General features: G+C 71.1%; 1 protein-coding gene. It reads right to left on the minus strand.

What is annotated here, in order from left to right; all coding sequences use genetic code 11:
• The coding region (locus tag KVS67_RS13235; RefSeq protein ID WP_368669079.1) for a hypothetical protein at positions 1–222 on the minus strand (222 nt) is incomplete at its 3' end.
• Between the last annotated feature and the right edge of the window lie 13 nt (positions 223–235).

Raw genomic sequence — 235 nt, forward strand, 5'->3', positions numbered from 1 at the left:
CACGCCCACCCAGACGAGGAACGGCCTCAGGCTCCGCTCCGCCTTGCCGCGGTAGTAGGTGCCCAGCGGCATGGACACGGAGCGGGGCAGCAGGACGCCGGACAGGAACACGAGCATCGGCATCCGCCACGACTGGGACACCTGCACCACGTTCGCGAACGCCACGGGGCTGGAGGTCGCGTCGGGGCCCTGCGGCATCGTGTAGGGGTGGGTGGACATCACCAGCAGCGCGGCG

The sequence above is a fragment of the Micrococcus sp. GbtcB5 genome (assembly GCF_019091605.1).
GTDB classification, from domain to species: Bacteria; Actinomycetota; Actinomycetes; order Actinomycetales; family Micrococcaceae; genus Micrococcus; species Micrococcus luteus.